Here is a 26,866-nt window from a genome sequence, read left to right on the forward strand (position 1 = left end):
GCGCGTTACAAAACCAACAGAGATCGTGAATCAGTCGATGTACTCGAACAGCTTCACAATCTTCTGCACGCCCGATACGCCCTGCACCAGATTGGTCGCCTGAGTGGCTTCCTGTTTGGTCAGCAGGCCCAGCAGGTAGACGATACCGTTCTCGGTCACGACCTTGATGCGCGAGCCAGGGATGCTGGCGTCGGTGAGCATCTGCGTCTTGATCTTGGACGTCAGCCAGGTGTCGTTCTGGCGCGCCAGGAAGCCGGACGGTGGTATGACTTGCAGTTCGTTATGAACGGTTTTTACCCGTTGGACCGCCGCTGCTGCCTGTTCAGCTTTGGCTTTCAGGTCTGCGCGAGGTGTCTGGCCGGCAAGCAGTACGACACCGTTGAAGCTGGTGACGACGATGTGCGAATCGTTGTCCAGGGCCGGGTCGGCCTTGGCCACGTTCACGCCCACTTTGGTTTCGATCAACGAGTCGTCGATCTTGCTGCCGAAGGTGCGGGTGCCGCGGTCGTCGTCGATCGGTGCTTCACGGCTGGCGTTCACCACCGAGGTGCAGCCGCTGATGCCGAGGCACAGGGTCAAGGCCAGAAGGCCAAGGCGATTAGGGGTCATTCTTCACTCCCGAACAGTTGGCTGTCGATCAGATCGCAAAGGCAATGGATCGCCAGCAAGTGGACTTCTTGAATACGTGCAGTGACATTGGCCGGTACGCGAATCTCGACGTCCTCGGGCAACAGCAGCGACGCCATGCCGCCGCCATCGCGTCCGGTCATAGCTACGACAATCATTTCGCGATCATGTGCGGCCTGGATCGCTTGAATAATGTTCGCCGAGTTGCCGCTGGTCGAAATCGCCAGCAAGACATCGCCTGGCTGGCCGAGCGCACGGATCTGTTTGGAGAACACTTCGTTGTAGCTGTAGTCGTTGGCGATCGAGGTGATCGTCGAGGTGTCGGTGGTCAGGGCGATCGCCGGCAGGCTCGGGCGCTCGCGCTCGAAGCGGTTGAGCAACTCGGAGGAGAAGTGCTGGGCATCGCCGGCCGAGCCGCCGTTGCCGCACGAAAGCATTTTGCCTTCGTTGAGCAGGGCGTTGACCATGATCTGGCTGGCTTGCTCGATGTGCGGTGCAAGTACGTCCATCGCCTGTTGCTTGGTGTCGATACTGGCCTGGAAAAGCTGGCGAATTCGGGATTGCATGTCCATCTGTGTGACCTTAAGTAGCGCGGCTGTCCGGCACATGAATGTGCAGCCCGCAAAGCAAAGAGCAAAATTTGTCGGTGGGATTGTCCGGGTCGCAACGCCGACGATCAACTGTCGAAAGCATTCTGCAACCAGTTCAGTTGATCCGGATGGCTGTCGATGGCCACCACGTCGAAGCGGCAAGGGGAATTGGCCCAACGCGACTCGCGCTGAAGAAAATACTGTGCAGCGAAAATCAGTTTCTGCTGCTTGCGCCCATCGATGCTAGCGAGCGCGCCACCCCATTGAGTGTTTTTTCTGTAGCGAACTTCAACGAATACTACTGTATCGCCATCAAGCATGACCAGATCAAGCTCGCCGCGTTTGCATAACCAGTTCTGCGCCAGCAGGCGCAGACCTTGTTGTTGCAGATGCTCAAGCGCCTGGCGCTCGGCATCCTTGCCGCTTTGCGAGCGTGACCTGTCAGGCATCAGCGCGGGGTGTCCGGCAAGCGCTGAACCTGGCCGCTGACGAACTGCGCCCAAGGCAACTGACGCACGACGCGTTGGGTCTGAGTCATGCCGAGGCTGCCCGACTCACCGTCGATACGGCTGTCCGGCAGGGCTTTGAGTTGACCCAGGCGCGGTGCCAGCCGATAGGCATCCACACCCATCGCGTACAAACGACCGAGGCTGCCGGCGGCTTGCGGCCACTGCGCAACCACTTGCTGACGCAGTGGATCGCTGGTGTCCAGCAGCCAAGGGGTTTCGCAGAAGCGAATGCCGTTCATGTCGTTGTACTGGTTGACGTCGCCGCTGGCGCTGTAAACGTGCGAGGTCGCGTAAACCGGAACGTCACCGGCGTACTGGAAGTTCAGGGTCGGCTTGATCTGCTGCGCCTGTTGCGGCGTTGCGGCCAAGAAGATGAACTCGATGTCCTGACGACGCGACGGCTGCGCGGCTACGTTGGTGCCGGCGGCGTTCTGCAGGCTCTTGGCGCGGGCTTCGCTCTGACGCAGCTGGAACATGTCGGCGATCTGCTGGGCCAGTTGCACCGGCTGATCAACACGTTCGGTGGCGACGATGCTGCCACCATTCGCCTGCCAGTCCTGGCTGAACGCACGCAGTACGCGGTCGCCCCATTCGCCTTTCGGCACCATGATCGCGGCGCGGTGCAGGCCATCGGCACGGGCACGGCGCGAGACTTCGCGGGCTTCGTCTTCAGCGGCCAGACCGAACTGGAACAGTTGCGCCGGACCTTGATCGCCTTCGCTGTAGTTCAGGGCGAGGGTGGTGATCGGCAGTTGCGGGCGGGTGCTCAGTTGTTTGACCAGTGGTTTTTCCAGCGGACCGACCACCAGTTGCACGCCGTCAGCCTGAGCCTTGCGGTAGAACTCGTCCATCGAGGTCAGTTTCGAGCTGTCATAGAACTCGATCGCTGGCGGCTTCTGTCCGGCCTGTTGAGCCTGGTAGTGCGCAGCCATGAAGCCTTCACGCAGTGCTTTGCCGACGGCGGCCAATTGGCCGTCCTGCGGCAGCAGCAGGGCGATTTTGCTCAGCGGCTGGCTGGCCAGTTCCTTGAGCTTGGTCAGCGGCAGCGGCAGGTTGATTGCAGCCGGGTGTTTTGGATTCTGCGCGCGCCAGGTATCGATCGCGGCTTGCTGCTGTTCCAGGGTGCCAGCGGATTTTACCGCCATGGCCAGGCCCATCCAGCCGCCGAGATCGTCGGTGCTGTTCGGTTGCAGTTGGTCGGTTGGCAGCGAGCCGATCAGGGTCCAGATCGCTTCGTGGTTCTTGCTCGCGGCTTCGCCTTGCAGCATCGGCGCGATAAACACACGCTCGCGGGCGGCAGCCAACGTCTGGCCATCGGCTTCAAGGGCGCGGGCGTGAACGGTGCCGGTGCGCACTTGCTGCTCTTCAGGCATCTCGCCCAAATGTTGCAGGCTTGGATGGCTCAGGGCAGTCAGCGCAGCTTTCGGCTGATTGCGGGTCATGGCCAGTTCGGCATTCAGCGTGCTGGCGAAAATCTGCTGGCCGGGCTTGAGTTGCTCCATCGGCACTTGCTGCAGGATTTGCGCGGACTGACCGGCGTTACCTTGACGATAAGCCAGGTCCGCAGCGCTCAGGCGCAACAGAGCGGCTTTTTCCGGGGTTTTCGCCTGGCTAGCCTGTTCGAGCAGTTGCTCGATGCTGGCATCCGGAGTCCGTGGAAGTTCGCCGAGGCTGGAGGAAGGGGAGCTGGCACAAGCCGCCAACAGGGCAGCGAGGCAGAGGGCAGTGAACAGCCGCAGGCAAGCGATCATGTAAGTGTTCCTGATACTCGATCAAATTAGCGTCGAATTGTACCCAAGCACTGGCCGGGGCGCGATGTTACTGGTGTGAATCGGACAATTTAGCTGGAGTAAATGTTGCGGCGGCGCACAACGGCGTGCAAAACCTGGTTCGGCTTGAACGCATCGCAAGCCTCGTGACGCGCTACAATGGCCGCTTTTACCGATCACGAGGTGTGCGCTTTGACTGCTCCAGGTTCCCTGAATTCCGCTGCTGGCTCGCTTTATGTGGTGGCGACGCCCATCGGCAACCTGGACGACATCAGCGCCCGGGCCCTGAAGATTCTCCGCGAAGTGGCTTTGATCGCAGCCGAAGATACCCGTCACTCGGCGCGCCTGATGCAGCACTTCGGGATTGGCACGCCGCTGGCCGCGTGTCACGAACACAATGAACGAGATGAAGGTAGCCGCTTTATTACCCGCTTGCTGGCCGGTGACAACGTCGCGCTGATTTCCGATGCGGGAACGCCGCTGATTTCCGATCCGGGTTATCACCTGGTGCGCCAGGCGCGCGCAGCCGGGATCAATGTGGTGCCGGTGCCGGGTGCCTGCGCCCTTATCGCCGCGCTGTCGGCGGCCGGTCTGCCGTCCGACCGCTTCATCTTCGAAGGTTTTCTGCCGGCCAAATCGGTCGGGCGCAAGGCGCGACTGGAAGCCGTCAAGGAAGAGCCGCGCACATTGATCTTCTATGAAGCACCGCACCGCATTCTTGAATGCCTGCAGGATATGGAAGAAGTGTTCGGCGGTGAGCGTCAGGCATTACTCGCCCGGGAAATCACCAAAACCTTTGAGACGCTAAAAGGTCTGCCGCTGGCTGAGCTGCGCGCGTTCGTCGAATCCGACAGCAATCAGCAGCGCGGTGAATGCGTAGTGTTGGTGGCAGGCTGGACGGCGCCGGAGTCCGAAGACGCCGTCAGCAGCGAAGCGATGCGCATCCTCGATCTGTTGCTTGAAGAGATGCCGCTCAAGCGTGCCGCTGCGCTGGCCGCGCAGATCACCGGCGAGCGCAAAAACGTGCTGTATCAGGTCGCGCTGGATAAACAGAAAGGCGTGTAAGCCGTCGCCCATAGCGGTCTTGAGGCTTTTAGCGCTTGTTCTTCGGGCGCTCTGCCGTTAACCTTCGCGGCGGAGAGTCGATCGGACAGTCGCTGCCCTCTATGAAAATTAGGGGGGGGAGGAAAGTCCGGGCTCCATAGGGCGAAGTGCCAGGTAATGCCTGGGAGGCGTGAGCCTACGGAAAGTGCCACAGAAAATAACCGCCTAAGCGCTTCGGCGCCGGTAAGGGTGAAAAGGTGCGGTAAGAGCGCACCGCACGTCTGGCAACAGTTCGTGGCTAGGTAAACCCCACTTGGAGCAAGACCAAATAGGGTCCCAAGGCGTGGCCCGCGCTGGGACCGGGTAGGTTGCTAAAGATGTCCAGTGATGGCCATCGTAGACGAATGACTGTTCAAGACAGAACCCGGCTTACAGATCGACTCTCCACCTTTTTCTTTCCCTGCTTGAATCATTGGCAACAGGGCTGTGTAATATCAGCAGGCCTGCTCTGAAAGTTCGGCAGCGGCACACGCAGTAATAGCCATTTCCCACCTTGCTTCAATCAACAGCAGAAGCGCTTCTGTAATACCGAAAAAATCTTACTCTTAACAAATTACTTTAACTTTCGAGCGCAGCTTTCAGTGCTGCATCAGGTTATTGGTCAAAAGTATCCGCCAGATTCTCGTTACACCTCCTTTTATGCTCCTAAATCTCCGTTCTGTAAGGGTTTTCCTTTAATCCGCGCCTTGACGGTGTGGTGGGCGCATTCCTATAGTGTGCGCAAGTGGCGGAAAGTGGCATGAAGTGGGTTTTTTGAGCTCAAAACGATAAAAATTGGAGAAACGCAGACGTGTTTCGCGGAGCTAACGCTATCAGTCTCGACGCAAAGGGCCGTCTCGCTATGCCGAGCCGGTACCGTGACGAGCTCGATTCGCGCAGTTCCGGCCAATTGATCGTGACCATTGATGCCGTTGATCCGTGTTTGTGTGTCTATCCGCTCGACGAGTGGGAAATTATTGAAACCAAGTTGCGCGCGCTTCCTTCGCTTCGCGAAGAGAACCGTCGCCTGCAACGTTTGCTGATTGGTAATGCCGTCGACCTCGAGCTCGATGGCAGTGGTCGTTTTCTGGTTCCACCGCGTTTGCGCGAATACGCCAAGCTCGATAAGCGCGCAATGCTGGTAGGCCAACTGAACAAGTTCCAATTGTGGGACGAGGATGCATGGAACGCGGTATCTGCCGCTGACCTTGCTGCCATTCAACAACCGGGCGCGATGCCTGATGAACTGCGTGATTTGATCCTGTGACTATTGATAGCGGCTTTAACCACATCACCGTACTGCTTGACGAAGCCGTCGAGGCTCTCGCCGTACGTCCTGATGGCTGCTATCTGGACGGCACGTTCGGGCGCGGCGGACACAGCCGGCTGATCCTCAGCCAGCTCGGCACGGACGGTCGGCTCATCGGATTCGACAAAGATCCACAAGCGATTGCCACCGGGCAAACGCTAGCGGCCGAAGACGGCCGCTTTGTCGTTGTGCAGCGCAGCTTTGCCGAGCTCGGTTCGGTGGTCGCCGAGCAAGGTCTGAGCGGCAAGGTCAGCGGCATTCTGCTTGACCTCGGCGTGTCTTCGCCGCAGCTCGACGACGCTGAGCGCGGCTTCAGTTTCCTCAACGACGGCCCGCTGGACATGCGCATGGATCCGTCCCGCGGCATCAGCGCTGCCGAGTTCGTCAACACCGCGCCGGCTGAGGAAATCGCCCGGGTGTTCAAGGAATACGGCGAAGAACGTTTCTCTGGGCGCATGGCGCGTGCCGTGGCCGAGCGTCGCGATATCAAGCCGTTCGAGCGCACTGCCGATCTGGCTGAAGTGTTGAAAGTCGCCAACCCGGCATGGGAAAAGGGCAAGAACCCGGCCACCCGTGCATTCCAGGGTTTGCGCATTCACGTCAACAACGAACTGGGCGATCTGGAAGCCGGCCTCGAAGCCGCACTGGACGCTCTGGAAATTGGCGGTCGTCTGGTGGTGATCAGCTTCCATTCGCTGGAAGATCGCATCGTCAAACTGTTCATGCGCAAGCTGGTGAAAGGCGAAGCCGACAACCTGCCGCGCAACCTGCCCGTGCGCCACGTCGCGTTCGAACCGAAAATCAAAGTCCATGGCAAAGCGCAGACGGCCTCCGACGCCGAACTCAAAGCCAACCCACGTTCCCGCAGCGCCGTCATGCGCGTCGCGGAGAAGTTGCGGTGAGCAAGCTTTTCGCCAAGCCACTGCCCGGCGGCAGCTTTTTGATGCTGCTGCTGTTTATCGGCGTGCTCGTCTCGGCCATTGCCGTGTCGTACAGCGCGCACTGGAACCGGCAGTTGCTCAACACCCTTTACAACGAACTCAGCGTGCGCGACAAGGCGCAGGCCGAGTGGGGGCGTTTGATTCTCGAACAAAGCACCTGGACCGCGCACAGTCGCATCGAAGTGCTGGCCACCGAACAACTGAAAATGCACATTCCCGGCGCGGCTGACGTGAAGATGGTGGCGCCATGATGAAACTCGAAGGCGCACTGTTCCCATGGCGCTTCCGCCTGATGGTGGCGCTGCTCGGCATCATGGTCGCTGCGATCTGCTGGCGCATCATCGACCTGCAAGTGGTTGACCGTGACTTCCTCAAAGGTCAGGGCGACGCGCGCAGTCTGCGTCACATTCCGATTCCGGCTCACCGTGGTCTGATCACCGACCGTAACGGCGAGCCTTTGGCCGTGAGTACCCCGGTGACCACGCTGTGGGCCAACGCCAAGGAAATGCAGACGGCGAAAGAGAAGTGGCCGGCACTCGCCGCCGCGCTGGGTCAGGACCCTAAAGCCCTGACCGAACGCCTCGAAGCCCAGGCCAACAAAGAATTCATTTATCTGGTGCGCGGGCTGACCCCCGAGCAGGGCCAGGCTGTGCTCGATCTGAAAGTGCCGGGCGTCTACGGCATCGAAGAATTCCGCCGGTTCTACCCGGCCGGTGAAGTCACCGCGCACATGGTCGGGTTTACCGACATCGATGACCACGGTCGTGAAGGTGTCGAACTGGCCTATGACGAATGGCTCGCCGGGGTGCCGGGCAAACGACAGGTCATCAAGGATCGGCGCGGTCGGCTGATCAAGGATGTCCAGGTCACCAAAAACGCCAAGGCCGGCAAGCCCTTGGCGTTGTCCATTGACCTGCGTCTGCAATACCTGGCCAACCGCGAACTGCGTAACGCGATCATCGAGAACGGCGCCAAGGCCGGCAGCCTGGTGATCATGGACGTCAAGACCGGCGAGATCCTGGCCATGGTCAACCAGCCGACCTACAACCCGAACAACCGTCGCAACCTGCAACCGGCGATGATGCGTAACCGCGCGATGATCGACGTGTTCGAACCGGGTTCGACCATGAAAGCCATCTCGATGGCCGCCGCCATCGAAACCGGCCGCTGGAAACCGAGCGACACCGTCGAGGTGTATCCGGGCTCCCTGCAGATCGGCAAGTACACGATCAAGGACGTTTCCAGGACCGAGGGGCCGGTGCTCGATCTGACCGGCATCCTGATCAATTCCAGTAACGTCGGCATGAGTAAGGTCGCCTTCGATATCGGCGGCGAAACGATTTTCCGCCTCGCGCAGAAAGTCGGTCTTGGCCAGGACACCGGCCTTGGTTTCCCGGGCGAACGTGTCGGCAACCTGCCGAACTACCGCGATTGGCGCAAGGCTGAAACCGCGACCCTGTCCTACGGCTACGGTATTTCCGTGACCGCGATTCAGCTCGTCCACGCGTTCTCGGCGCTGGCCAACAACGGTCGTCTCGCGCCGCTGACCCTGATCAAAACCGACAAGCCACCGCAGACCACGCAAGTGCTGCCGGAAGCTGTGGCGAAAACCCTGCAAGGCATGCTCACCCAGGTGATCGAAGCACCGCGCGGCGTGTTCCGTGCGCAGGTGCCGGCGTATCACGTGGCGGGCAAGTCGGGTACCGCGCGTAAGACCTCGGTGGGTACCAAGGGCTACGCGGAAAATTCTTATCGCTCGCTGTTCGCCGGTTTCGGCCCGATGAGCGATCCGCGTTACGCGATTGTTGTGGTGATCGATGAACCGTCCAAGGCCGGTTACTTCGGTGGTCTGGTTTCCGCGCCAGTGTTCAGCCGTGTGATGTCCGGCACCCTGCGCCTGATGAACGTAACGCCGGACAACCTGCCGACGACGCAACAAGCCAACGCCACCCCGGTCGTTCCGCTGAAAGCCAATGGAGGGCGCGGCTGATGTCATTAAGTCTGAACAAGATATTCCCCCACGCCGGCCACGATCTGTTGATCCGTGAACTGGCGCTGGACAGCCGCAACGTGCGCGCAGGCGATCTGTTCCTCGCCGTGCCTGGCGGCAAATTCGATGGCCGTGCGCACATTGCCGATGCCCTGCAACGTGGCGCGGCGGCTGTAGCGTATGAAGTGGAAGGCGCCACCGTGCTGCCGATCACTGACGTGCCGCTGATTCCGGTCAAAGGTCTGGCGGCGCAGTTGTCGGACATCGCCGGGCGTTTTTACGGCGAGCCAAGTCATCACCTGAATCTGATCGGCGTGACCGGCACCAACGGCAAGACCAGCGTGACCCAGTTGGTCGCGCAGGCGCTGGATCTGCTCGGCCAGCATTGCGGCATCGTCGGCACCTTGGGTTCCGGCTTCTATGGCGCACTGCAAAGCGGTCTGCACACCACGCCGAATCCGATCGCCGTGCAAGCGACCTTGGGCGACCTGAAAAAGGCCGGCGCCAAAGCCGTGGCCATGGAAGTCTCGTCCCACGGTCTGGATCAGGGCCGCGTGACGGCGCTGGCGTTCGACGTCGCGGTGATGACCAACCTGTCCCGCGATCATCTGGATTATCACGGCACCATGGAAGCGTACGCCGAGGCCAAGGCCAAGCTGTTCGCCTGGAGTGATCTGAAGTGCCGTGTGGTCAACCTCGACGACGATTTCGGTCGGCAACTGGCCGCTGAAAAACGTGAATCGCGGCTGATCACCTACAGCCTGCTCGACAGCAGCGCGTACCTGTTTTGCCGCGAAGCGCAGTTTGACGACCACGGCGTGCGCGCCACGCTGGTCACGCCGCAGGGCGAGCATCATCTGCGCAGCACGCTGCTCGGCCGTTTCAACTTGAGCAACGTACTGGCAGCGGTCGGTGCCTTGCTCGGTCTGGATTACGCGCTCGACGAAATTCTCAAGGTACTGCCGAAACTCGAAGGCCCGGCCGGACGCATGCAGCGTCTCGGTGGTGGCACGCAGCCGTTGGTGGTGGTCGATTACGCCCACACCCCGGATGCGCTGGAAAAGGTTCTGACTGCTTTGCGCCCGCACGTCAAAGGTCAGTTGCTGTGCCTGTTCGGCTGCGGCGGCGACCGTGATCGCGGCAAGCGTCCGTTGATGGCCGAAGTGGTCGAGCGTCTGGCCGATCAGGTACTGGTCACCGACGACAACCCGCGCACTGAAGATCCGGCAGTGATTTTCGATGACATCCGCGCCGGTTTCACGGCTGTGGATAAAGTCACTTTCGTCGCCGGCCGTGGCCAGGCGATTGCGCAGCTGATCGCCGGTGCTTCGGCGGATGACGTGATTGTCCTGGCCGGTAAAGGTCACGAGGACTATCAGGAAATCAACGGCGAGCGCCACGCTTTCTCCGATCTGGTCGAGGCTGATCATGCCCTGACCGCTTGGGAGGTGGCCCATGCTTAAGGCCCTGAAACTCAGCGAACTGACCAACGCGCTCGACGCACGTTTGATCGCCGCCGATGCCAGTTTCGACGGCGTCAGCATCGACAGTCGCGCGATCCAGCCCGGCCAACTGTTTATTGCGTTGACCGGCCCGCGTTTCGACGGTCATGACTATTTGAACGATGTCGCCGGCAAAGGCGCCGTTGCTGCGCTGGTCGAGCGTGAAGTCGCCGACAGCACGCTGCCGCAACTGCTGGTCAAAGACACCCGTCAGGCCCTCGGCCAGTTGGGCGCGCTGAACCGTGCTGCATTCACTCAGCCAGTCGCTGCCATCACTGGCTCCAGCGGCAAGACCACCGTCAAGGAAATGCTCGCGAGCATCCTGCGCACGCGCGGTCCGGTACTGGCGACCCGTGGCAATCTGAACAACGACCTCGGCGCGCCGCTGACCCTGCTCGAACTGGCTCCGGAGCACACTTCGGCCGTCATCGAACTGGGCGCCTCGCGTCTGGGTGAAATCGCTTATACCGTCGGCCTGACCAAACCGCACGTAGCGATCCTGAACAATGCCGGCACCGCGCACGTTGGTGAGTTCGGCGGCCCGGAAAAAATCGTCGAAGCCAAAGGCGAAATCATCGATGGGCTGGCGGCCGATGGCGTCGCCGTGCTCAACCTCGATGACAAGGCTTTCGGTATCTGGAAGTCCCGTGCCGGCGCGCGCAAAGTGCTGACCTTCGCCCTGAGCAACACTCAGGCGGACTTCTACGCCAGCGATCTGACCACTGATGCACGCGGTTGCCCGGCCTTCAATCTGCACACACCTGAAGGTGTCGAGCGCGTTCAACTGAGCCTGCTCGGCACCCACAACGTCGCCAATTCCATGGCCGCCGCCGCTGCCGCTCACGCCTTGGGCGTGTCGCTGTTCGGCATCGCCACCGGGCTTGGCGCCGTGCAACCGGTCAAGGGTCGCACCGTCGCGCAACTGGCGAAAAACGGCATGCGCGTGATCGATGACACTTACAACGCAAACCCCACCTCGATGTGCGCGGCCGTTGATATACTCGCCGGCTTTTCCGGCCGCACCGTCCTGGTGCTCGGAGATATCGGCGAGTTGGGCGATTGGGCGGAGCAGGGGCACCGCGACGTGGGCGAGTACGCCCGGGGCAAGGTTTCCGCGCTTTATGCCGTCGGGCCAAACATGGTTCACGCCGTAAACGCTTTCGGTGAACAGGCGCATCACTTCGGCACGCAAGCCGAACTGATTCAGGCCCTCGACGCCGAGCAGGACACAAACACCACCATTTTGATCAAGGGTTCGCGCAGTGCAGCGATGGAAAACATCGTTGCGGCTCTGTGCGGGTCCAGTCTGGAGAAACATTAATGCTGCTGCTGCTAGCGGAGTATCTGCAACAGTTTTACAAAGGCTTCGCGGTCTTTCAGTACCTGACCCTGCGCGGGATCCTCGGTGTGCTGACCGCGCTGGTTTTGTCGCTGTGCTATGGCCCGTGGATGATCCGCACTTTGCAGAACCGTCAGATCGGTCAGTCCGTTCGTAATGATGGCCCGCAATCGCACCTGTCCAAGTCGGGCACCCCGACCATGGGCGGCGCGCTGATTCTGTCTTCGATCGGCGTCAGCACTTTGCTTTGGGCTGACCTGAGCAACCGCTACGTCTGGACTGTTCTGTTGGTGACGCTGTTGTTCGGCGCCATCGGCTGGGTCGACGATTACCGCAAAGTCATCGAGAAGAACTCGCGTGGCCTGCCGAGCCGCTGGAAGTATTTCTGGCAATCGGTGTTCGGCCTCGGCGCAGCGATCTTCCTTTATATGACCGCATCCACCCCGGTGGAAACCACGCTGATCCTGCCGATGCTCAAGGACTACAGCATTCCACTGGGCCTCGGTTTCATCGTGCTGACTTACTTTGTGATCGTCGGTTCGAGCAACGCAGTCAACCTGACTGACGGCCTCGATGGTCTGGCGATCATGCCGACGGTGATGGTCGGTGGTGGCCTCGGCATCTTCTGCTACCTGTCGGGTAACGTGAAATTCGCTGAATACCTGTTGATTCCTTACGTGCCGGGCGCGGGCGAGTTGATCGTGTTCTGCGGCGCGCTGATCGGTGCCGGTCTCGGTTTCCTGTGGTTCAACACCTATCCGGCGCAAGTGTTCATGGGCGACGTCGGTGCACTGGCACTCGGCGCGGCACTGGGCACCATCGCCGTGATCGTCCGTCAGGAAATCGTCCTGTTCATCATGGGCGGCGTGTTCGTGATGGAAACCCTGTCAGTCGTCATTCAGGTTGCGTCCTTTAAGCTGACCGGTCGCCGTGTGTTCCGCATGGCACCGATACACCACCATTTTGAACTCAAGGGCTGGCCCGAGCCGCGCGTGATCGTCCGTTTCTGGATCATCACCGTGATTCTCGTGCTGATCGGCCTTGCCACCCTGAAGCTGAGGTAGAACGAGTGTCTCTGATCGCTTCTGACCACTTCCGCATCGTTGTCGGCCTCGGCAAGAGCGGCATGTCCCTGGTTCGCTTCCTGGCGAACCGGGGCACGTCGTTTGCCGTGGCGGATACGCGGGAAAATCCACCGGAACTGGCCACGCTCAAGCGTGACTATCCGCACGTGGAAGTGCGTTGTGGCGAGCTGGACGTCGAATTCCTCTGCCGTGCCGACGAGCTCTACGTGAGCCCCGGCCTGGCACTGGCGACCCCGGCCCTGCAAGCCGCTGCGGCCCGTGGCGTGAAACTGTCCGGCGACATCGAGCTGTTCGCGCGTAACGCGCGGGCGCCGATCGTGGCCATCAGCGGTTCCAACGCGAAAAGCACCGTCACCACCCTGGTCGGCGAGATGGCGGCTGCGGCCGGCAAACGTGTCGCCGTCGGCGGCAACCTCGGCACCCCGGCGCTGGATCTGCTCAGCGACGACGTCGAGCTGTACGTCATGGAGCTGTCGAGCTTCCAGCTGGAAACCACCGACCAGCTCAACGCTGAAGTGGCCACCGTGCTGAACATCAGCGAAGACCACATGGATCGCTACAGCGGCCTGCCGGCGTACCACTTGGCCAAGCACCGGATCTTCCGTGGTGCCAAGCAGTTCGTGGTCAACCGTCAGGATGCGCTGACTCGTCCGTTGATGGGCGAGGGGCAGCCATGCTGGACCTTCGGTCTGAGTAAACCTGATTTCAAAGCCTTCGGTATTCGTGAAGAAGACGGCGAGAAGTATCTGGCCTTTGAATTCCAGAATCTGATGCCGGTTCGTGAGCTGAAGATTCGCGGCGCACACAACCAGTCCAATGCCCTCGCGGCGCTGGCGCTGGGGCATGCCGTAGGCCTGCCGTTCGACGCCATGCTCTCGGCCCTGCGCACCTTCGCCGGTCTCGAACATCGCTGCCAGTGGGTACGTGATCTCGACGGCGTGGCTTACTACAACGATTCCAAAGCCACCAACGTTGGTGCCGCACTGGCCGCCATCGAAGGCTTGGGCGCGGACATCGACGGCAAGGTCATCCTGATCGCCGGTGGCGATGGCAAGGGTGCCGAATTCAACGATCTGCGTGATCCGGTCGCGGCCAACTGTCGCGCCGTGATCCTGATGGGCCGCGACTCCGACAAGATCGGCGCGGCCATCGGTGATGCCGTGCCACTGATTCGCGCAACCTCGCTGGTTGACGCCGTCGCACAATGCCGCGCCGCCGCCCAGCCGGGTGATGTGGTGCTGCTGTCGCCGGCCTGCGCCAGTTTCGACATGTTCAAGAACTATGAAGATCGTGGTCACCAGTTCGTCCGCGCTGTGGAGGACTTGGCATGAGCCTGTTCAATATCATCAAGCCGTATCCGTCGCCGATCATCACCGGGCGCGGCATCGACCTCGATTTCCCGATGCTCGCCGGTTGCCTGGCACTGCTCGGTCTCGGTTTGATCATGATCGCCTCGGCTTCCACCGAAGTCGCGGCGGCGCAGTCGGGCAGTCCGCTGTACTACATGATTCGCCACCTTATTTATGTGGTGCTGGGCTTGGGCGCGTGCATCGTCACCATGATGATTCCGATCGCCACCTGGCAACGTCTCGGTTGGCTGATGCTGATCGGTGCGTTCGGCTTGCTGGTGATGGTGATCATTCCTGGCATCGGACGAGAAGTGAACGGATCGATGCGCTGGATCGGTTTCAGCTTCTTCAACGTGCAGCCGTCGGAAATCGCCAAAGTATTCGTGGTGATCTACCTCGCCGGTTATCTGGTGCGGCGTCAGAAGGAAGTGCGTGAGAGCTGGATGGGCTTCTTCAAGCCATTCATCGTGCTGCTGCCGATGGCCGGCCTGTTGCTGATGGAACCGGACTTCGGTGCCACCGTAGTAATGATGGGCGCAGCGGCGGCGATGCTATTCCTCGGCGGAGTCGGGTTGTTCCGCTTCTCGCTGATGGTGGTGTTGGCGGTCGGGGCCGTGGTCCTGTTGATCCAGATGCAGCCGTATCGAATGGCGCGACTGACCAACTTCGCCGACCCGTGGGCTGACCAGTTCGGCGCCGGCTATCAGTTGTCGCAGGCCTTGATCGCGTTTGGTCGCGGTGAATGGCTCGGCGTCGGTCTGGGCAACAGCGTGCAGAAGCAGTTCTACCTGCCGGAAGCGCACACCGACTTCGTGTTCTCGGTATTGGCCGAAGAACTCGGCGCGGTGGGTTCGCTGTGCACCGTCGCACTGTTCGTATTCGTGTGTATTCGCGGCATGTACATCGGCTTGTGGGCGGAGAAAGCCAAGCAGTTCTTCGCCGCGTATGTGGCTTACGGTCTGTCGTTCCTGTGGATTGGTCAGTTCCTGATCAACATCGGGGTGAACGTCGGCCTGCTGCCAACCAAAGGTCTTACCTTGCCGTTCCTCAGTTATGGCGGCAGCTCGTTGGTGATCTGCTGCGCCTGCCTCGGTTTGTTATTGAGGATTGAGTGGGAGAGTCGAACCCACCTGGGCAGTGAAGAAATGGAATTCCATGAGAGCGACTTCGCCGAGGAGCCGAATCATGGGCGCTAACGTATTGATCATGGCCGGCGGAACCGGCGGCCACGTGTTCCCGGCGCTGGCCTGTGCCCGCGAGTTTCAGGCGCGCGGTTACACCGTGCACTGGCTTGGCACGCCACGCGGAATTGAAAATGAACTGGTGCCAGCCGCAGGGCTGGAGCTGCACCGCATCAACGCCACCGGCCTGCGCGGCAAGGGCAAGCTGTCGCTGCTCAAGGCGCCGTTCATGCTGCTCAAATCGGTGTGGCAGGCGCGGGCGATCATTCGTCGCTTGAAGCCAGTGTGTGTGGTCGGCTTCGGTGGTTATGTGACTGGCCCCGGTGGTCTTGCCGCGAAACTGGCCGGCGTGCCGGTGATCGTTCATGAGCAGAACGCTGTGGCCGGCACCGCCAATCGGTTGCTGGTGCCGTTCGCCGCCCGAGTGTGTGAAGCGTTCCCCGACACCTTTACTCTGTCGGACACCCGCCGTACCACCGGGAACCCGGTGCGCAGCGAGCTGTTCCTCGACACATCGCGACCTGCCCTGGCCGGTCGCAAAGCGCGTTTGCTGATCCTCGGCGGAAGCCTGGGCGCAGAACCGTTGAACAAGTTGCTGCCTGAAGCCCTGGCCCAAGTCGCTGCCGATTTGCGCCCGGAAGTGTTCCATCAGGCCGGCAAAAACCACGATGAAGTGACTGCAGAGCGCTACCGCGCCGCCGGCGTCGATGCGCAGGTGCAGCCGTTCATCAAAGACATGGCCCAGGCCTATGGCTGGGCTGACCTGGTGGTGTGCCGCGCAGGCGCGTTGACCATCAGTGAGCTGGCTGCCGCCGGTCTGCCCTCGATGCTGGTGCCTTTGCCCCACGCGATCGACGATCACCAGACCCGCAACGCCAATTATTTGGCCCGTGAAGGCGCAGCCTTCCTGATGCCGCAAAGAACGACTGGTGCCGCGGACCTTGCCGCGCGCCTGACAGAGGTCTTGATGCAACCGCAACGACTCGAAGATATGGCCCAAGCGGCCCGCCGTCTGGCGAAACCCGATGCCACCCGTAGTGTGGTCGATACCTGTCTGGAGGTGGCCCATGGTTGAGAATCAGAAAGCCATGCCGCAACCGGAAATGCGCCGCATCCGTCGCATCCACTTCGTCGGCATCGGCGGCGTGGGCATGTGCGGCATTGCCGAAGTGTTGTTGAACCTGGGCTATGAAGTCTCCGGTTCCGACCTGAAAGCGTCGCCGGTCACCGAGCGTCTGGAGTCGTTCGGCGCGCACATCTATATCGGCCACCGCGCCGAGAACGCCGCGACCGCCGATGTGCTGGTGGTGTCGAGCGCTGTGAACACCTCCAACCCGGAAGTCGCGACTGCCCTTGAGCGTCGTATTCCAGTGGTGCCGCGTGCCGAAATGCTCGCTGAACTGATGCGTTATCGCCACGGCATCGCCGTCGCCGGCACGCACGGCAAAACCACCACCACCAGCCTGATCGCTTCGGTGTTCGCCGCCGGTGGTCTGGACCCGACGTTCGTTATCGGTGGTCGTCTGAATGCCGCGGGCACCAATGCCCAGCTCGGCACCAGTCGTTACCTGATCGCCGAAGCCGATGAAAGCGATGCGAGTTTCCTGCACCTGCAACCGCTGGTGGCCGTGGTCACCAACATCGACGCCGACCACATGGCGACCTATGACGGTGACTTCAACAAACTGAAGAAAACCTTCGTCGAGTTCCTGCACAACCTGCCGTTCTACGGTTTGGCGGTGATGTGCCTGGACGATCCGGTCGTGCGTGAAATCCTGCCGCTGGTGAAACGTCCGACCGTGACCTACGGCTTCAGTGAAGACGCTGACGTCCGCGCGATCAATATCCGCCAGCAAGGCATGCAGACCTTCTTCACCGTGCTGCGCCCGGATCGCGAGCCGTTGGACGTGTCGGTGAACATGCCCGGCAACCACAACGTACTCAATTCGCTGGCGACCATTTGCATCGCCACCGATGAAGGCGTCAGTGATGAAGCCATCGTCCAGGGCCTGTCGGGTTTCCAGGGCGTTGGTCGACGCTTCCAGGTCTACGGCGAACTGCCGGTGGACGGCGGCAACGTGATGCTGGTCGACGACTACGGCCACCACCCGACCGAAGTCGCCGCGGTGATCAAAGCCGTGCGCGGTGGCTGGCCGGAGCGCCGTCTGGTGATGGTCTACCAGCCGCACCGCTACAGCCGCACCCGCGATCTGTACGACGATTTCGTCAATGTCCTGGCCGACGCCAACGTGCTGCTGCTGATGGAAGTCTATCCGGCCGGTGAAGAGCCGATTCCGGGCGCCGACAGCCGCAAGCTGTGCAACAGCATCCGCCAGCGCGGTCAGCTCGACCCGATCTACATCGAGCGTGGCGTCGATCTGGCGCCGCTGGTCAAGCCGCTGCTGCGTGCCGGCGACATCCTGCTGTGCCAGGGCGCTGGTGATATCGGCGGTCTCGCGCCGAAGCTGTTGAAAAGTGAATTGTTCGCTGGCGCCGTGGCGGCGCCGGTCGAGGGGAAGTTGAAATGACTGCTGCCTACGCCAACCTGTTCTCCACCATAGCGCCGAAAGACTTCGGCCGTGTCGCCGTGCTCTTCGGTGGCCTGAGTGCCGAGCGTGAGGTTTCGCTGAAATCCGGTAACGCCGTGCTCGACGCGCTGCAAAGCGCAGGCGTGGACGCGTTCGGCATCGACGTTGGCGACGACATTCTGCAACGTCTGCTCAGCGAAAAGATCGACCGCGCCTTCATCATTCTCCACGGTCGTGGCGGTGAAGACGGCTCCATGCAGGGTCTGCTCGAAGTGGCGGGCATTCCGTACACCGGCAGCGGCATTCTGGCTTCGGCACTGGCGATGGACAAACTGCGCACCAAGCAGGTCTGGCACAGCCTCGGGATTCCGACGCCGCGTCACGCCGTGCTGTGCAGCGAAGCCGATTGTATTTCGGCGGCGACGGAACTGGGCTTCCCTTTGATCGTCAAACCGGCGCATGAAGGTTCAAGTATCGGGATGGCCAAAGTGAGTTCTGCGTCCGAGTTGATCGACGCATGGAAAGCGGCCAGTACCTACGATTCGCAAGTCTTGGTTGAGCAATGGATTCAAGGTCCGGAGTTCACCATCGCCACCCTGCGTGACCAGGTGTTGCCTCCTATCGCCCTGGGTACACCGCACACGTTCTACGACTACGACGCCAAGTACATCGCCAACGATACCCAGTACCGCATTCCGTGCGGGCTGGATGCCGCCAAGGAACAGCAACTCATGGATCTCACGGCCAAGGCCTGTGAGGCGCTGGGTATTGCCGGTTGGGGCAGGGCGGACGTGATGCAGGACGCCGACGGGCAGTTCTGGTTTCTGGAAGTGAACACCGCTCCGGGCATGACCGATCACAGTCTGGTACCGATGGCCGCGCGTGCGGCCGGTCTGGATTTCCAGCAACTGGTTCTGGCCATTCTGGCCGCCAGTGTTGAAGACGCTCGAGGTTAAGACGATGCAAGGCGCTCAGCTCCGACATCAGCCTCCCGCACCCGGCCGCAAGCCGGTGCCACGGGGTGCCAGCCGAATGGTGGCGAAAGAGCCGATGTCCGCGCGCCTGCCGAAAGCCAATTTCAGCTTTCTGAAAAGTCTGTTCTGGCCGGTGCTGTTGGTGGTGCTGGGCTTTGGTACTTACGAAGGCGCAACGCGTCTGCTGCCGTACGCCGACCGGCCGATCACCAAGATCGCCGTGCAGGGCGACCTGAGCTACATCAGCCAGCAAGCGGTACAGCAGCGAATCGCTCCGTTCGTGGCGTCGAGCTTCTTCACCATCGACTTGGCCGGTATGCGCACCGAGCTTGAGCAGATGCCGTGGATCGCTCACGCCGAAGTCCGTCGCGTGTGGCCGGACCAAGTGGTGATCCGTCTCGAAGAGCAACTGCCGGTCGCACGGTGGGGCGACGAGTCATTGCTGAACAACCAGGGCCAGGCGTTTACGCCAAAGGAACTGGCGAACTACGAACATTTGCCACAGCTGTTCGGCCCACAACGGGCCCAGCAGCAAGTCATGCAGCAGTATCAGGTGCTGAGCCAGATGCTGCGGCCGTTGGGCTTCTCGATCGCACGCCTGGAACTGCGTGAACGCGGGAGCTGGTTCCTGACCACCGGTGCCGGCAGTTCTGGCCCCGGCATCGAGTTGCTGCTGGGACGCGGCAACCTGGTGGAAAAGATGCGCCGTTTTATCGCCATCTATGACAAGACACTTAAAGACCAGATTACGAACATTGCGCGCATCGATCTGCGCTACGCCAACGGCCTCGCTGTTGGCTGGCGGGAACCAGTAGCGCCGACGACAGCCCAACCCGCTGTCGCAAAGAATTAAGAAGAGGCAGGACCCATGGCAAACGTGCAAAGCGGCAAAATGATCGTCGGTCTCGATATCGGCACCTCCAAGGTGGTGGCGCTGGTCGGCGAGGTCTCCGACGACGGCTCGCTGGAAATCGTCGGGATTGGTACCCATCCGTCCCGTGGCCTGAAGAAGGGCGTGGTGGTCAACATCGAGTCCACCGTGCAATCGATCCAGCGCGCGATCGAAGAAGCCCAACTGATGGCGGGCTGCCGCATTCACTCGGCGTTCGTCGGCGTGGCGGGCAATCACATCCGCAGCCTGAACTCCCACGGCATCGTCGCGATCCGCGATCGTGAAGTCAGCTCGGCCGACCTTGAGCGCGTGCTCGACGCTGCTCAGGCCGTGGCGATCCCGGCTGACCAGCGCGTGCTGCACACCCTGCCGCAGGATTACGTGATCGATAACCAGGAAGGCGTACGCGAGCCACTGGGCATGTCCGGCGTACGTCTGGAAGCCAAGGTCCACGTGGTCACCTGCGCCGTCAACGCCGCTCAGAACATTGAAAAATGCGTGCGTCGCTGCGGTCTGGAAATCGACGACATCATTCTTGAGCAACTGGCCTCGGCTTACTCGGTACTGACCGACGACGAGAAAGAACTGGGCGTGTGCCTGGTCGACATCGGCGGCGGCACCACCGACATCGCGATCTTCACCGAAGGCGCGATCCGTCACACCGCGGTGATCCCGATTGCCGGTGATCAGGTGACCAACGACATCGCCATGGCGTTGCGCACCCCGACCCAGTACGCCGAAGAGATCAAGATTCGCTATGCCTGCGCCTTGGCGAAACTGGCCGGTGCCGGTGAAACCATCAAGGTGCCGAGCGTCGGCGACCGTCCACCGCGCGAACTGTCGCGTCAGGCCCTGGCCGAAGTGGTCGAGCCGCGTTACGACGAACTGTTCACCCTGATCCAGGCCGAGCTGCGTCGCAGCGGCTACGAAGACCTGATCCCGGCCGGCATCGTCCTGACTGGCGGTACTTCGAAAATGGAAGGCGCCACTGAACTGGCCGAAGAAATCTTCCACATGCCGGTCCGCCTCGGCGTGCCGCATGGCGTCAAGGGCCTGGATGACGTGGTGCGCAACCCGATTTATTCCACTGGCGTTGGCTTGTTGATGTACGGCCTGCAAAAGCAGTCCGACGGGGTTTCGTTCTCCGGCATCGGCAGCCGCGACAGCTACAGCAACGAAGAGCCACAGGCGCCGTTGCTGGACCGATTGAAGAAGTGGGTTCAAGGCAACTTCTAAAGCTTTACCGCAACACCGCAACAAAAATGCAGTAGGCGAAAAAACTAGAGAATGTAAGGAGAGGGAAAATGTTCGAACTCGTAGACAACATCCCCGCAAGCCCGGTAATCAAAGTTATCGGTGTTGGCGGTGGCGGCGGCAACGCTGTCAATCACATGGTCAAGAGCAACATCGAAGGCGTTGAATTCATCTGCGCCAACACTGATGCTCAAGCGCTGAAAAACATCGGCGCGCGCACCATTCTGCAACTGGGTACCGGCGTGACCAAAGGTCTGGGCGCTGGCGCCAACCCTGAAGTAGGTCGTCAGGCCGCTCTCGAAGACCGTGAGCGCATTGCCGAAGTCCTGCAGGGCACCAACATGGTGTTCATCACCACTGGCATGGGCGGCGGTACCGGTACCGGTGCTGCGCCGATCATCGCCGAAGTGGCCAAGGAAATGGGCATTCTGACCGTTGCGGTAGTAACGCGTCCGTTCCCGTTCGAAGGCCGCAAGCGTATGCAGATCGCCGACGAAGGCATCCGCATGCTCTCGGAAAGCGTCGACTCGTTGATCACCATTCCCAACGAGAAGCTGCTGACCATCCTCGGTAAAGACGCAAGCCTGCTGTCGGCTTTCGCCAAGGCCGACGATGTACTGGCCGGTGCCGTTCGCGGTATCTCCGACATCATCAAGCGTCCGGGCATGATCAACGTCGACTTCGCCGACGTACGTACCGTGATGAGCGAAATGGGCATGGCGATGATGGGCACTGGCTGCGCCAGCGGTCCGAACCGTGCACGTGAAGCTACTGAAGCGGCGATCCGCAACCCGTTGCTGGAAGACGTGAACCTGCAAGGCGCACGCGGCATCCTGGTGAACATCACCGCCGGTCCTGACCTGTCTCTGGGTGAGTACTCCGACGTGGGTAGCATCATCGAAGCCTTCGCTTCCGAGCACGCGATGGTCAAGGTCGGTACCGTTATCGATCCGGACATGCGCGACGAGCTGCACGTAACCGTGGTTGCCACCGGTCTGGGCGCGAAGATCGAGAAACCTGTAAAGGTCATCGACAACACCGTTCACACCTCCATGGCTTCCGCCCAGGTGCAACAACCGGCTCCGGCCCGTCAGGAAGCGCCAGCGGTCAATTACCGTGATCTGGACCGTCCGACCGTCATGCGCAACCAGGCTCAGGCCGGTGCTGCGGCTGCCGCGAAGATGAATCCGCAAGATGATCTGGACTACCTGGACATCCCGGCTTTCCTGCGTCGTCAGGCCGATTGATGGAATGTATCAGGGCTATGAAGGTGATTGGTGTTCAGCAAAGGCATGGTCTGCTATCATCGCCAGCCTTTGTTGATACCAGTTCGCAATTTGCGCTGAAGCGGCCCAAGCCATGATTAAACAACGCACACTGAAAAATATTATCCGTGCCACAGGTGTAGGCCTGCACTCCGGTGAGAAGGTCTATCTGACCCTCAAGCCTGCGCCTGTCGACACTGGCATTGTGTTTTGTCGCGCTGACCTCGACCCTGTGGTGCAGATTCCTGCCCGCGCGGAAAACGTCGGTGAAACCACTATGTCGACGACGCTGATTAACGGCGACGTGAAAGTGGACACGGTAGAGCACTTGCTCTCGGCCATGGCTGGCCTGGGCATCGATAACGCCTACGTCGAGCTCTCCGCGTCCGAAGTCCCGATCATGGATGGCAGCGCTGGACCCTTCGTATTCCTGATTCAATCGGCAGGCCTGGAAGAACAGGACGCCGCCAAGAAATTCATCCGCATCCTGCGTGAAGTGACAGTGGAAGACGGCGACAAGCGCGCCACTTTCGTCCCTTTCGAAGGATTCAAGGTGAGCTTCGAGATCGATTTCGATCACCCGGTATTCCGGGACCGCACCCAAAGTGCAAGCGTGGATTTTTCCAGCACTTCGTTCGTAAAAGAAGTCAGCCGCGCCCGTACCTTTGGTTTCATGAGTGATATCGAGTACCTGCGCAAGCACAACCTCGCACTCGGCGGCAGCGTTGAAAACGCAATCGTGGTCGATGCCGATGGCGTGTTGAACGAAGACGGCCTTCGCTATGAAGACGAATTCGTGAAGCACAAGATCCTCGATGCCATTGGCGACCTGTACCTGCTGGGTAACAGCCTGATTGGTGAGTTCAAAGGCTTCAAGTCCGGTCATGCACTGAACAACCAGCTGCTGCGCAAGTTGATTGAGCAGACAGATGCTTGGGAAGTGGTGACGTTCGAAGACGCCAGCACCGCACCAATCTCTTACATGCGCCCGGTTGCGGCAGTGTAAGTAAAAAACCTCTCTAGTTTTTTGAAGGCCATCCCCGGATGGCCTTTTTTTATGCCTGCAGTTTTTGTGTTGCCTGGGCCGGCCCCATCGCGAGCAGGCTCACTCCTACAGGGGAACGCATTTCAAATGTGGGAGCGAGCTTGCTCGCGAAGGCGCCGGTGCAATCGCCGCAGACCTGTCAGGCCGCCACCACCACCCGATTGCGCCCACCTTCCTTGGCCTGATACAACGCCTTGTCCGCCGCAAACAGCAACTGCTCCAGCGTCATCTCACTCGCCGCCGTCCATGTGGCGATGCCAATACTCACGGTCATCGGCCGCCCGGCCCCGTCGACCAACGGCAACTGTTCCACAGCCTGACGAATATGCTCGGCAATCTGCTGCGCGCCACTGCTGTGAGTCTCGGCAAGAATCACCGAAAACTCCTCTCCTCCATAACGCGCCACCAGATCCGCCGGTCGCCGCACATTTTCAGTAATGACCTTGGCCAGCGTCTTCAACGCCTGATCCCCGGCCTGATGCCCATGGCGGTCATTGAACGCCTTGAAGTGATCGGCATCGATCATCATCACCGACATCGGTTTTCCCGAGCGCTGGGCGCGGAACCACTCATGACGCAATGCCTGATCAAGCATCCGCCGATTGGCTACACCGGTCAGCGCGTCGGTGGCGGCCAGTTGCGCCAGTTCGCGCTCGGCCCGTTGGCGCAAGCGCAACTCTCGAGCCAATAGCCAGGTCAGCCACAACAAGCCCACGCACAACACACCCGTGGCGCCACTGATCAATATTGCGGTGCGCCGCCAAGTGCCGAATACCTCGTCGCTGGACAGCGCGACCATCACGATCAACGGCAGATTGCCGACTCGCGAATAGGTATACAGGCGTTGTTGATGGTCGATGCTCGAAACGCTGTTGAAACTGCCATTGCCACTCTTGTCGCGCAGAATCCGTATGACGTTGGGCCGGTTGCCGAAGCTTTTGCCGATGGAATCACTTTGCAGATAAGGCTTCTGCGCCAGCAGCACGCCGTCGTTATCGATGATGTTCAACGTGCTGTCTTTGCCGATGTCGAGGCTGTTGAACAACTGGTCGAAGTAGTCGAGCTTCATCGACGCCACGGCTACTCCGGCGAACTCACCGGTCTCCGAGGAAATGCGTCGGCTGAAACTGATCCGCCATTGATTGGCCTCGTCGCAGTCGCAACGGGTCTTGAACGGGCGGCTGATAAACATGCCGACATCGCGGTTGAACGCGTGGGCGAGGAAGTAATCGCGGTCGGCAAAGTTGCCCGGTTTCGGCTCGATTCGCGAAGAATCGGCAATCACATCCCCATGCTTGTCGAGCAACAGGATGTCGCCCTTGAAGCGTGCCGTGGTCGAGCGGTCGAACAGCGCCAGATGGCGGATCTGCGGCGAGACATCTTGCAGGTCATCACGCTGGGCGGCGGCGATCAGGCCTTGCAGGGTCAGGTCGTACAACTCGACGGTGCGCAGCACATCGGCGTCGATCAGTTGCGCGATGGTGGTGGCGCTGCGGGTGGCCGATTCCTGAGCGTTGGCGTGCTCACGAATCAGCAGGAACGTAACAATGCACAGAATCGCGATCACGGTCAGCAAACTGCCGCAGATCAGCAGCAGCTCGGGGCGTCCGGTCTTGCCCGTGACGGGTGGGGTACGGCTCGCGATCATGATTGGGCTGTCGGTTGGGGGAAGTCTTATAAGCGTAGTTGCACAACACCACCGAAGCGCCTGACGCAAATACCTGTGGGAGCGAGCTTGCTCGCGAATGCGTTGTGTCAGCCAACATCAATGTTGCTGAAAGATCGCCTTCGCGAGCAAGCTCGCTCCCACAGGGTTGGTAATTGCTTGAGCTATCGGAGTCAGTCTGCAGTCAGCTTAGCGCCGATCTTAGAAGACGTTGATCGGGTAGTCGATGATCACGCGGTATTCATCTGTATCCGAATCAATCACGCCGTAACCGTTGCCGCCACGGTTGGTCGCCCATTGCAAGTGCACCGCCAGGTCTTTGGCCTGACCGCTCTGCACCACGTACTGCAAGTCGAGATCGCGCTCCCAATGTTTGGCGTTGCGGCCATCGGCGCTGTACCAGTTGGAATAGCCTTTGCTGTTCGGATCCACCTTGGTCAGATCCACCGTACCGCGCGAATAGGAGACTGCCGAGGTCAGTCCCGGCATGCCGACACCGGCGAAGTCATAAGCGTATTTGAGCTTCCACGAGCGCTCGTTCGGGCCGTTGAAGTCGGAATATTGCTGTGAGTTATCGAGGTAAACGCTGTCGCCCTGGCTGATGTAGTCGAACGGTGTGTTGCCGTTGACCCGCTGATATGCGGCGGTAACGCTGTGATTTCCGACGCCGACAGTGAAGTGCAGGCTGTAGGTGTTGTTGTCGATGTTGCCCAGCAGCGCATCACCGGTGTCTTGCGTGTGATAGAAGTGCAGGCCCGGATTGAGGCTGACCAGCTCGTTCAACTGCCACGTGTAGTCGAGGTCGTAGTAGTACTGGTTCCAGATGTCCTTGAGCTCAGAGGCATAGAGGCTGCTGGTCAGACCTTCGACACCGCTCCACGCCACGCCGGCCCAGTTCAGGTGCTGGCTCTCATCGCCGTCGGCCAATGTCCCGTAGGAAGTGCCGATGCGCGTGTGGCCACTCTGGTTGTAAGGCTTGGTGAAACTGGCCTGGCCGCCTTCGATCAACCAGCCGTCGAAGCTGTGGTTGGTCAGGCTCACACCACGGAAGGTCTGCGGCAGCATGCGTGTGTCACCGCCGGCAATCACCGGGTTGGTGAGGAACAGGTCGCCGGCCTTCAACTCGGTATCGAACGCACGCATTTTCAACGTGCCCCCTGCGGTGGAGAACGCTCCCGGTGCTTTGCCGCCGTTCTCTCTGACCGGCAGGATGCTCGAGCCGTCCGTGCCGCCACCGCCATCCAGCTTCAACCCGAGCATGGCGTGGGCATCAATGCCGAAACCGACTGTGCCTTCGGTGTAACCCGACTTGAAGACCCCGAGAAAGCCCTGGCCCCACTCGATGTTGTCGTCCGCTTTCTGCAAGCGGTTGCGATTCATGTAGTAGTTGCGGGCGTTGAGGTTGAGGCTCGAACCTTCGACGAAACCTTCTTTGGCAGGCTCGTCGGCGTGAGCGGCAGGGGCAATCGTTGCGGCAATTGCAATGAACAGCGGGGTGAAGCGAACTGGGTAACGCACGTGCAATGGAGCTCCTTGGGTCAACTGGCGCCTCTATATTTTGAGGCGCTCGATGTTTCTTGTTGTTACAGACGAACCAAACGGCTTTCAGACCACAACGAAAAAAGGCCGCTGAAAGGCAGCGGCCTGGAATGACGACGGTTGAACGGGAAGAGCCAAACAACCGCGTCGAGGGAAACGGTGCGGTGCGCGACTCAGCTGTCTTTTTCCAGCGATTGAGCCTGGGAAGTTGCAGCCTGAGGGGCTTGCGTCGCGTCTTTGGCCTTGGCCATCATTTCTGCCTGATGCTGGTCATACGCTTGAGCGCGGGCAGAATTCTGCGCCACGAACGCGTGGGATTCTTCAGCCATCGCCATCGGCGACAGGATCAATGAGGACAAAACGAAAGCGCTGGCAATACCCATACTGTTGGACATCTTGAAAACCTTCTCGCTTGGCGAGTGCTGTTTG

At 60.4% G+C, this 26,866-nt stretch carries 24 protein-coding genes and 1 other RNA gene; 18 read left to right on the forward strand and 7 right to left on the reverse strand.

The features are described from left to right. Positions 1–30 precede the first annotated feature (30 nt). From ACOYXJ_RS14670 to ACOYXJ_RS14685, 4 genes are all read right to left on the reverse strand, one after another. On the reverse strand, positions 31–609 hold the full coding sequence (locus tag ACOYXJ_RS14670; protein ID WP_007917023.1) for a BON domain-containing protein: 579 nt from the start codon (positions 607–609) through the stop codon (positions 31–33). Next, on the reverse strand, positions 606–1,199 hold the full coding sequence (locus ACOYXJ_RS14675) for a phosphoheptose isomerase (protein ID WP_007917022.1): 594 nt from the start codon (positions 1,197–1,199) through the stop codon (positions 606–608). Before ACOYXJ_RS14675 ends, ACOYXJ_RS14670 begins: the two co-directional genes overlap by 4 nt. A 104-nt stretch (positions 1,200–1,303) precedes the next feature. Continuing rightward, complete coding sequence (locus ACOYXJ_RS14680; RefSeq protein ID WP_016985145.1) at positions 1,304–1,666, reverse strand: YraN family protein; 363 nt, start codon at positions 1,664–1,666, stop codon at positions 1,304–1,306. Then, the gene (locus ACOYXJ_RS14685; protein WP_150795710.1) at positions 1,666–3,477 is read right to left on the reverse strand and encodes a penicillin-binding protein activator; all 1,812 of its coding nucleotides are present in this window, start codon (positions 3,475–3,477) and stop codon (positions 1,666–1,668) included. Before ACOYXJ_RS14685 ends, ACOYXJ_RS14680 begins: the two co-directional genes overlap by 1 nt. A 177-nt stretch (positions 3,478–3,654) precedes the next feature. On the opposite strand from ACOYXJ_RS14685, the gene rsmI reads away from it, so the two are divergent. The 18 genes from rsmI to lpxC all read left to right on the forward strand — a co-directional run bounded on the left by rsmI (position 3,655) and on the right by lpxC (position 23,193). Further along, the gene (gene rsmI / locus ACOYXJ_RS14690; RefSeq protein ID WP_095123192.1) at positions 3,655–4,560 is read left to right on the forward strand and encodes a 16S rRNA (cytidine(1402)-2'-O)-methyltransferase; all 906 of its coding nucleotides are present in this window, start codon (positions 3,655–3,657) and stop codon (positions 4,558–4,560) included. A gap of 73 nt (positions 4,561–4,633) precedes the next feature. Continuing rightward, positions 4,634–4,987: RNase P RNA component class A (rnpB, locus tag ACOYXJ_RS14695), an RNA gene on the forward strand. 402 nt (positions 4,988–5,389) lie between these two features. Then, positions 5,390–5,845 (forward strand): division/cell wall cluster transcriptional repressor MraZ, encoded by a 456-nt coding sequence (mraZ, locus tag ACOYXJ_RS14700; protein ID WP_007917012.1) that lies wholly within the window; start codon positions 5,390–5,392, stop codon positions 5,843–5,845. Then, positions 5,842–6,789, forward strand: coding sequence for a 16S rRNA (cytosine(1402)-N(4))-methyltransferase RsmH (rsmH, locus tag ACOYXJ_RS14705; protein WP_008082779.1), 948 nt, complete (start codon positions 5,842–5,844; stop codon positions 6,787–6,789). Before mraZ ends, rsmH begins: the two co-directional genes overlap by 4 nt. After that, positions 6,786–7,079: a cell division protein FtsL gene (gene ftsL, locus ACOYXJ_RS14710; protein WP_007917008.1), complete on the forward strand. Its 294-nt coding sequence runs from the start codon at positions 6,786–6,788 to the stop codon at positions 7,077–7,079. Before rsmH ends, ftsL begins: the two co-directional genes overlap by 4 nt. After that, complete coding sequence (locus tag ACOYXJ_RS14715; RefSeq protein ID WP_181429395.1) at positions 7,079–8,818, forward strand: peptidoglycan D,D-transpeptidase FtsI family protein; 1,740 nt, start codon at positions 7,079–7,081, stop codon at positions 8,816–8,818. The genes ftsL and ACOYXJ_RS14715 overlap by 1 nt, the downstream gene beginning before the upstream one ends. Next, on the forward strand, positions 8,818–10,281 hold the full coding sequence (locus tag ACOYXJ_RS14720) for a UDP-N-acetylmuramoyl-L-alanyl-D-glutamate--2,6-diaminopimelate ligase (protein ID WP_460370121.1): 1,464 nt from the start codon (positions 8,818–8,820) through the stop codon (positions 10,279–10,281). Before ACOYXJ_RS14715 ends, ACOYXJ_RS14720 begins: the two co-directional genes overlap by 1 nt. Beyond that, positions 10,274–11,641 (forward strand): UDP-N-acetylmuramoyl-tripeptide--D-alanyl-D-alanine ligase, encoded by a 1,368-nt coding sequence (locus tag ACOYXJ_RS14725; RefSeq protein ID WP_460370123.1) that lies wholly within the window; start codon positions 10,274–10,276, stop codon positions 11,639–11,641. The genes ACOYXJ_RS14720 and ACOYXJ_RS14725 overlap by 8 nt, the downstream gene beginning before the upstream one ends. Then, positions 11,641–12,723, forward strand: coding sequence for a phospho-N-acetylmuramoyl-pentapeptide-transferase (gene mraY, locus ACOYXJ_RS14730; protein ID WP_007917000.1), 1,083 nt, complete (start codon positions 11,641–11,643; stop codon positions 12,721–12,723). The genes ACOYXJ_RS14725 and mraY overlap by 1 nt, the downstream gene beginning before the upstream one ends. 5 nt (positions 12,724–12,728) lie before the next feature. Continuing rightward, positions 12,729–14,075: a UDP-N-acetylmuramoyl-L-alanine--D-glutamate ligase gene (murD, locus tag ACOYXJ_RS14735; protein ID WP_095123202.1), complete on the forward strand. Its 1,347-nt coding sequence runs from the start codon at positions 12,729–12,731 to the stop codon at positions 14,073–14,075. Beyond that, on the forward strand, positions 14,072–15,289 hold the full coding sequence (gene ftsW, locus ACOYXJ_RS14740; protein WP_016987575.1) for a putative lipid II flippase FtsW: 1,218 nt from the start codon (positions 14,072–14,074) through the stop codon (positions 15,287–15,289). Before murD ends, ftsW begins: the two co-directional genes overlap by 4 nt. Beyond that, positions 15,279–16,349: an undecaprenyldiphospho-muramoylpentapeptide beta-N-acetylglucosaminyltransferase gene (gene murG / locus ACOYXJ_RS14745; protein ID WP_460096880.1), complete on the forward strand. Its 1,071-nt coding sequence runs from the start codon at positions 15,279–15,281 to the stop codon at positions 16,347–16,349. Before ftsW ends, murG begins: the two co-directional genes overlap by 11 nt. Beyond that, entirely contained in the window at positions 16,342–17,802 is a 1,461-nt protein-coding gene (murC, locus tag ACOYXJ_RS14750; RefSeq protein WP_150795708.1) for a UDP-N-acetylmuramate--L-alanine ligase, read from the forward strand. Before murG ends, murC begins: the two co-directional genes overlap by 8 nt. Next, positions 17,799–18,758 (forward strand): D-alanine--D-alanine ligase, encoded by a 960-nt coding sequence (locus tag ACOYXJ_RS14755; RefSeq protein ID WP_150795707.1) that lies wholly within the window; start codon positions 17,799–17,801, stop codon positions 18,756–18,758. Before murC ends, ACOYXJ_RS14755 begins: the two co-directional genes overlap by 4 nt. Before the next feature lie 4 nt (positions 18,759–18,762). Continuing rightward, positions 18,763–19,629: a cell division protein FtsQ/DivIB gene (locus ACOYXJ_RS14760; RefSeq protein ID WP_160059345.1), complete on the forward strand. Its 867-nt coding sequence runs from the start codon at positions 18,763–18,765 to the stop codon at positions 19,627–19,629. Positions 19,630–19,644: 15 nt separating this feature from the next. Next, positions 19,645–20,904: a cell division protein FtsA gene (gene ftsA, locus ACOYXJ_RS14765; RefSeq protein ID WP_007916987.1), complete on the forward strand. Its 1,260-nt coding sequence runs from the start codon at positions 19,645–19,647 to the stop codon at positions 20,902–20,904. A gap of 68 nt (positions 20,905–20,972) precedes the next feature. Next, the gene (ftsZ, locus tag ACOYXJ_RS14770) at positions 20,973–22,169 is read left to right on the forward strand and encodes a cell division protein FtsZ (RefSeq protein WP_016986475.1); all 1,197 of its coding nucleotides are present in this window, start codon (positions 20,973–20,975) and stop codon (positions 22,167–22,169) included. A 112-nt stretch (positions 22,170–22,281) separates the two neighbouring features. Next, a complete protein-coding gene (gene lpxC / locus ACOYXJ_RS14775) occupies positions 22,282–23,193 on the forward strand; it encodes a UDP-3-O-acyl-N-acetylglucosamine deacetylase (RefSeq protein ID WP_007916984.1) in 912 nt (303 codons plus the stop codon). A 178-nt stretch (positions 23,194–23,371) separates the two neighbouring features. On the opposite strand, the gene ACOYXJ_RS14780 is transcribed toward lpxC, so the two are convergent. The 3 genes from ACOYXJ_RS14780 to ACOYXJ_RS14790 all read right to left on the reverse strand — a co-directional run bounded on the left by ACOYXJ_RS14780 (position 23,372) and on the right by ACOYXJ_RS14790 (position 26,832). Beyond that, positions 23,372–24,880 (reverse strand): sensor domain-containing diguanylate cyclase, encoded by a 1,509-nt coding sequence (locus tag ACOYXJ_RS14780; protein WP_460370128.1) that lies wholly within the window; start codon positions 24,878–24,880, stop codon positions 23,372–23,374. 219 nt (positions 24,881–25,099) lie between these two features. Continuing rightward, positions 25,100–26,416: an OprD family porin gene (locus tag ACOYXJ_RS14785; protein ID WP_460370130.1), complete on the reverse strand. Its 1,317-nt coding sequence runs from the start codon at positions 26,414–26,416 to the stop codon at positions 25,100–25,102. 194 nt (positions 26,417–26,610) lie between these two features. Then, positions 26,611–26,832 carry a hypothetical protein gene (locus ACOYXJ_RS14790; protein WP_053123621.1) on the reverse strand — a complete coding sequence of 74 codons (222 nt, stop codon included), beginning with the start codon at positions 26,830–26,832 and terminating at the stop codon, positions 26,611–26,613. Positions 26,833–26,866: the final 34 nt, after the last annotated feature.

This window comes from Pseudomonas sp. Tul2A7 (genome assembly GCF_054790505.1).